This window comes from Sandarakinorhabdus sp., assembly GCF_031422795.1.
Lineage (GTDB): Bacteria > Pseudomonadota > Alphaproteobacteria > Sphingomonadales > Sphingomonadaceae > Sandarakinorhabdus.
On sequence record NZ_JANPML010000349.1, the window covers coordinates 1 to 5,506 of the forward strand.

Sequence of the window (5,506 nt, forward strand, 5' to 3'; positions counted from 1 at the left end):
TGAAAGAGCGGCTGACGGCGCTGTTCAAGACCCGCACCCGCGATGACTGGTGTGCGGACATGGAAATGACCGACGTGTGCTTTGCACCCGTGCTGAGCATGGCCGAAGCGCCGCACCACCCGCACAACGCGGCGCGCGGCACCTTCGTGGAAGCTGATGGCGTGATGCAGCCGGCGCCGGCGCCGCGTTATTCGGTCACGTCAAGCGATGCGCCGCGCATGACCAAGACCGCCGATACCGACGCGATTCTGGCCGAGCTGGGTTATGACGGTGGCCGCGTGGAGGCGTTGAAGGCGGCCGGGACGGTTCGTTGACCCTCGCGCCGTTTGCCACCCACTGGCAGGCGTCACGCGGGCGGCTGCTCCCCGAAGCGCCGTCCGCGACGCGCAGCCCGTTTGCGCGTGACCGAGACCGGATCATCCATGCCGGTGCGTTCCGCCGGCTGCGCTATAAAACGCAGGTGTTTGTTGCCCCCGATGGCGATCATTTTCGCGTGCGGCTGACCCACAGCCTGGAAGTGGCGCAGATCGCCCGCAGCCTGGCCCGGGCGCTGCAGGTGGACGAAGATCTGACCGAGGCGCTGGCGCTGGCGCATGATCTGGGCCACCCGCCGTTTGGCCACAGCGGCGAGGACGCGCTGGAACGGGTGATGGCGCCGTGGGGCGGCTTTGATCACAACGGACACGCCCTGCGCATCGTGACGAAACTGGAATGCCGGCACCCCGGCTTTGATGGCCTGAACCTGACGTGGGAGACGCTGGAAGGGCTGGCCAAGCACAACGGGCCGATCTTTGAACCGGGCTGGGCGCTGGCTGGGGTGGATGCGGCCTGGCCGCTCGACCTGACCAGCCATGCCGGGCTGGAAGCGCAGATCGCCGCCATCGCCGACGATATTGCCTACGACAATCACGATCTGGATGATGGCATCCGTGCTGGCCTGTTCGAGATTGACGAGGTGGTGGCCGCCGTGCCGTTCGTGGCCGATTGCTGGGCGGCTGTCACGCAGCGCTGGCCCGGCATTTCGGCGAGGCGACGCCTGGTGCCTGAATTGGTGCGCGAACAGATGGGGCGGATGGTGACGGATCTGCTCAGCACCACGCGGGTGCGACTGGCCGCGATTGATGCGGGCCGTGTTGAGGACATTCGCAACGCCGGCCATACGATTGCCGGATTGTCGGATGGGCTGTCGGCCGAGGTGCGCGCGTTGAAGGACTTCCTGCGCGAGCGCATGTATCGCGCGCCGGCAGTGGCGCGGCTGCGCGACCCATCAGAAGCGGTTGTGGAGGGGCTGTTTGCCGCGCTCCACTCCGATCCGGCGCGATTGCCCGGCGATTGGGCGGCGACCTGCCCGGCTGACGAACCGGGCCGGGCGCGCCATGTTGGCGATTTCGTGGCTGGCATGACCGATCGATATGCGCTGAAACTATATCGTGAACTGGTGGGGCCATCGCCCCTGCCCGAGGAGATGGTGACATGAGTGACGTTCAGGGTTTTGTGCATCCCAAGTTCGAGGCCGTGCGCGGCGCCTTTGCTGCGGCCCTGGCGCGCGGCGACGATATCGGCGCCAGTTTCGCCGCCACGCTGAATGGCGAGCCGGTGATCGACCTGTGGGGCGGCTGGGCCGATGCCGAACAGACGCGGCCCTGGCAAGAACACACCATCGTCAACGTCTATTCCACCACCAAGACCATGACGGCGCTCACCGCGCTGTGGCTGGCCGACCAGGGCGCGCTGAAGTTTGAAGAGAAGGTGGCCCATTACTGGCCGGAGTTTGCCGCAGCCGGCAAGCAGGACGTGACGGTGGCCCATTTGATGAGCCACGCCGCCGGCCTGTCGGGCTTTCACGAGCCGATGCAGCCAGCCGATCTTTATGATTGGGATCTGGTGACCAGCCGCTTGGCGGCGCAGGCGCCGTTCTGGGAACCGGGCACCGCGCCGGGCTATCACGCCGTGACGCAAGGATTTCTGGTGGGTGAAGTGGTGCGGCGCATCACCGGCAAATCGCTGGGCACGGTCTTTGCCGAGCAGCTGGCCGGGCCGCTGGGCGCTGATTTCCACATCGGGCTGGATGCCGCCCACGATGGCCGCGTCGCCGATCTGGTGCCGCCGCCGCAGGGCGCTTCCATCAGCGAGGGTCCGCAATCGGCACTGGCGCAAAACATGTCCAGCAATCCCCCGATCAATCCGCTCGAAACCCGGACTCGGGCGTGGCGAGCGGCGGAGATTCCGGCGGCGGGCGGCCACGGCAATGCACGCTCGGTCGTGGCAGTGCAGACCTTGATGGCCAATGGCGGTGTTGCCGGTGGCAAGCGGCTGCTGAGCGAGGCTGGCGTACGCAAGGCGCTGGAACTGCAGATCGAAGGCCATGATCAGGTGCTGAACATGCCGGTGCGTTACGGCATGGGATATGGCATGGCCGGGCCGACGCGGCCGATGCCCAACCCCAATACCGTGTTCTGGGGTGGTTATGGCGGATCGCTGGTGGTGTGCGACATGGATGCCCGCCTGTGTATGAGCTATGTAATGAACAAGATGGCCGGCACCACTGTGGGCGACATGCGCGCCGGGATGCTGATGGCCGGCGTGTGGGGAGCCTTGATGACATGAAGCAGGCATTGATCGCGGCGGCGTTGCTGGCTGCACCTGTCGCTGCCGCCGAAGACCCGCCCAAGGATGCCCACCACCTGGCGCTGGCAGCGGGTTACAAGGCGGCCTTCCTCTGCTCCGGGCGCTGGAACGCCGGACAGGATGTCGCCAGCATTGAGCGCGACGATCTGACCGGCATCTACCGCGAGTATCAGGACAGCGTGACCAATTTGCCTGCCACTATCGACGAAGCAACGCGAACCGTATCGGTTCGTTTCGCCGACAATATGCCGCCCCGCATCGCGGTGTGGCGGCCATTGCTGGGTTGTGCACAATTGCCGCCGGGAGCCGGGCCGGATGCCGCAGCGTCGCTGCCGCGGCTGGTGCCGGGCCTGACGGCGCCTGATTTGGCGGCAACCGATGCCAAGGCGTGGCCGCTGGGCGATGCCGGCGCGGTGCAGCCGCTGAAGAAGCGCAAGGCGCGTGCTGCGCTGGATGCGGTCGTGGCGACGGCCTTTGCCGCAGAGTTTGGCAACGATCGCACCACGGCGGTGATCGTGCTGAAAGACGGCAAGATCATCGCGGAACGCTATCGCGCTGATTGGGCGATGCACACGCCGCAGCGCACGTGGAGCGTGGCCAAATCACTGACAGCCACCCTGGTGGGCCGGGCGGTGCAAAAGGGGCTGGTGGACGTGAACCAGCCGGCGCCGGTGCCGCAGTGGCAGGCGCCGAGCGATCCGCGCGCCGCCATCACCTGGAACCAGCTGCTGCGCATGAACAGCGGCCTGTGGACGGCAGGGCCGGGCAACCGCACGGACGAGGTGTATGTGGGCGGCGCGCTGGTGGCGCAGACGGCGGCAACGATGCCGCTGGAGCACGCACCGGGCAGCCACTTCAACTACAGCAACAACGATACCATGCTGGCGGCGCTGTCACTTTCGCGCACGTTGGCTGAAAAGGATGGGGCCAAGGATGGCGTCAAAGACGACGGACGCCACGCGGCGCTGGCCTTCCCGTTTACCGAACTGCTGTGGCCGCTGGGCATGACCCGCACCACGCCGGAATCCGATTGGCAGGGTGATTTCGTGCTGTCGAGCCAGGTGTGGATGACGGCGCGCGATCTGGCGCGGCTGGCCTTATTGTATCAGAACGGCGGCAGATCCGGCCTTGGGCTGGGCGGCGAGCAACTGCTGCCGCCCGATTGGGCGGCGTTTGTCGAAGCCCCGGCGATGACCCAACCGCAGGGCCGCGCCGAAGGCTATGGCGCCGGTTTCTGGCGCTGGGGAGGGTTGGGCGCGCATGATGCGGTGCCGGCGCTGCCAGCGGGCACCTATGCGATGAACGGCAATCGCGGCCAATATGCCGTGATCGTGCCGGGGCGGAACATCATCGTGATCCGGCGCGGTTTCGATCTGCCTGCCGCGCCGTTCCAGATGCCACGCTTTGCCGCCGAGGTGGTTGCGGCTTTGGATAAAAAATAACCAAATAGGCACTTTATTGCTTGACTAACGTAACGCTTTTGGTTATCAATACGGCATGCCTGCGGAATCGGCCTGAACAGGGCTGGAAGCGCAAACTGCCAGGAACCAGAATTGATGTTGCATGATGTTGTTGTGCCTGCGGTCCGGGCCGGCGCCCCAGAAGACCTGCCCAAATCCCGGCCCCCGGCCGCGACGGGGCGGCTTCAGGCCAGCCAGCAAGTGCGCGATGCCTTTCTGGAACAATTGATCCGCTTGGGCGACCCGGCGTTGGCCGCCGATGCCGTTGGCTTGCCGCTGATGCAGTTGTTCCGTCAGCGCGATGCAGATCCTCGCTTTGCCGCGGGCTGGCAGGCGGCTCTGGGCTATGCCTGGGAACGTCTGGAAAGCCGGGTGCTGGCCGAGCTGCTGGCGCGCGCTGATGCACCGGCAGAGACGGGAATTGTGCGTAAGGCGAGCGGGGCCTTGACGGGCCTGCTGGACTCAAGACTGGCGATGGCGATCATCGACAGACGGGAAAAGCCGGTTACTCGCCAGCATGGCCGACCGGTGGAAAGTGCCAGCGTGGCGCGGCTGCGGGCCGAACTGCGCGATCTGGCCGGAGAGGCAGCGCGCCGCACCCGGGCCAAGGCGGCCTGATCCAGGCGTCACCACCCGATAAAATTCGGGCCACGCGACAGCTGATGACCGGGCGCAAGGCCGGATCGCCGGGAGTGTTTGCCATGGGCGATGCCGCGCCGCCAACCGCAACGTTGCTTGAGGTTTTTCGCGACCTGCCGGCGGCGCACCGCCGCCGCCTGGTGCGCCGTTATGGCGAGGAAGTGCTGCTCTGCGCCTTGTCTGGTGAGGGCAGTCTGCGGCTTGCCCAGCGTCCGCCCGACGGAGATTGGGCAATCTGGGTGATCCTAGCCGGGCGCGGCTTTGGCAAGACTTTGGCCGGTGCCGAATATGTGCATGCCCGCGCTGCAGCGGGAGGCCGCCGATTTGCACTGGTAGCGCCCACGCTGGATGCGGCCCGCGCCGTGATGGTGGAAGGCGAATCCGGCCTGCTGGCGCGGGTGCCGCCCGGTGCGGAGTTGACCTGGCAGCCCAGTACCAAGCGTTTGTTGTGGAGCAATGGCAGCGAGGCGCGGATCTATTCCGGCGCCGAGCCCGATGCTCTGCGCGGCGGCCAGTTCGATTATGCCTGGGGCGATGAATTTGCTCATTGGGCGGGCGGGGAGGACATGTTGATGAACCTGCGCATGGCGACCCGGCTGGGTCCCGCGCCGCAGATCATGTTGACCACAACGCCCTTGCCGCTGGCCTGGCTGAAATCGCTGATTGCCGAACCGGATGTAGTGATGACGCGGGGCAGCACGTCCGACAATGCAGCCAATCTACCGAAAACCTATGTGGCACGTTTGGAGAAGCGCTTTGGCGGCACGGCAACGGGCCGC

The 5,506-nt window shown here is 66.2% G+C and carries 6 protein-coding genes; all 6 read left to right on the forward strand.

The genetic code is table 11. The annotated features are described in order from the left end of the window. Window positions 1-314, forward strand: a 314-nt coding sequence (locus RMO81_RS12240) for a CoA transferase (protein ID WP_310476171.1), incomplete at its 5' end; no start/stop codon positions are given. Beyond that, a complete protein-coding gene (locus RMO81_RS12245) occupies window positions 311-1,477 on the forward strand; it encodes a deoxyguanosinetriphosphate triphosphohydrolase (RefSeq protein ID WP_310476172.1) in 1,167 nt (388 codons plus the stop codon). The genes RMO81_RS12240 and RMO81_RS12245, both read left to right, overlap by 4 nt. Beyond that, window positions 1,474-2,607, forward strand: coding sequence for a serine hydrolase domain-containing protein (locus RMO81_RS12250; protein ID WP_310476173.1), 1,134 nt, complete (start codon window positions 1,474-1,476; stop codon window positions 2,605-2,607). The genes RMO81_RS12245 and RMO81_RS12250 overlap by 4 nt, the downstream gene beginning before the upstream one ends. Then, on the forward strand, window positions 2,604-4,070 hold the full coding sequence (locus tag RMO81_RS12255) for a serine hydrolase (protein WP_310476174.1): 1,467 nt from the start codon (window positions 2,604-2,606) through the stop codon (window positions 4,068-4,070). Before RMO81_RS12250 ends, RMO81_RS12255 begins: the two co-directional genes overlap by 4 nt. 219 nt (window positions 4,071-4,289) lie before the next feature. Next, window positions 4,290-4,706, forward strand: coding sequence for a hypothetical protein (locus RMO81_RS12260; RefSeq protein ID WP_310476175.1), 417 nt, complete (start codon window positions 4,290-4,292; stop codon window positions 4,704-4,706). Window positions 4,707-4,750: 44 nt separating this feature from the next. Next, a partial coding sequence (locus tag RMO81_RS12265; protein ID WP_310476176.1) for a terminase large subunit domain-containing protein occupies window positions 4,751-5,506 on the forward strand: 756 nt, incomplete at its 3' end.

Coding starts and splice junctions, on each gene's coding strand:
- RMO81_RS12255 (WP_310476174.1), top strand. CDS start 2,604: ATGAAGCAGGCATTGATCGCGGCGGCGTTGCTGGCTGCACCTGTCGCT.
- RMO81_RS12250 (WP_310476173.1), top strand. CDS start 1,474: ATGAGTGACGTTCAGGGTTTTGTGCATCCCAAGTTCGAGGCCGTGCGC.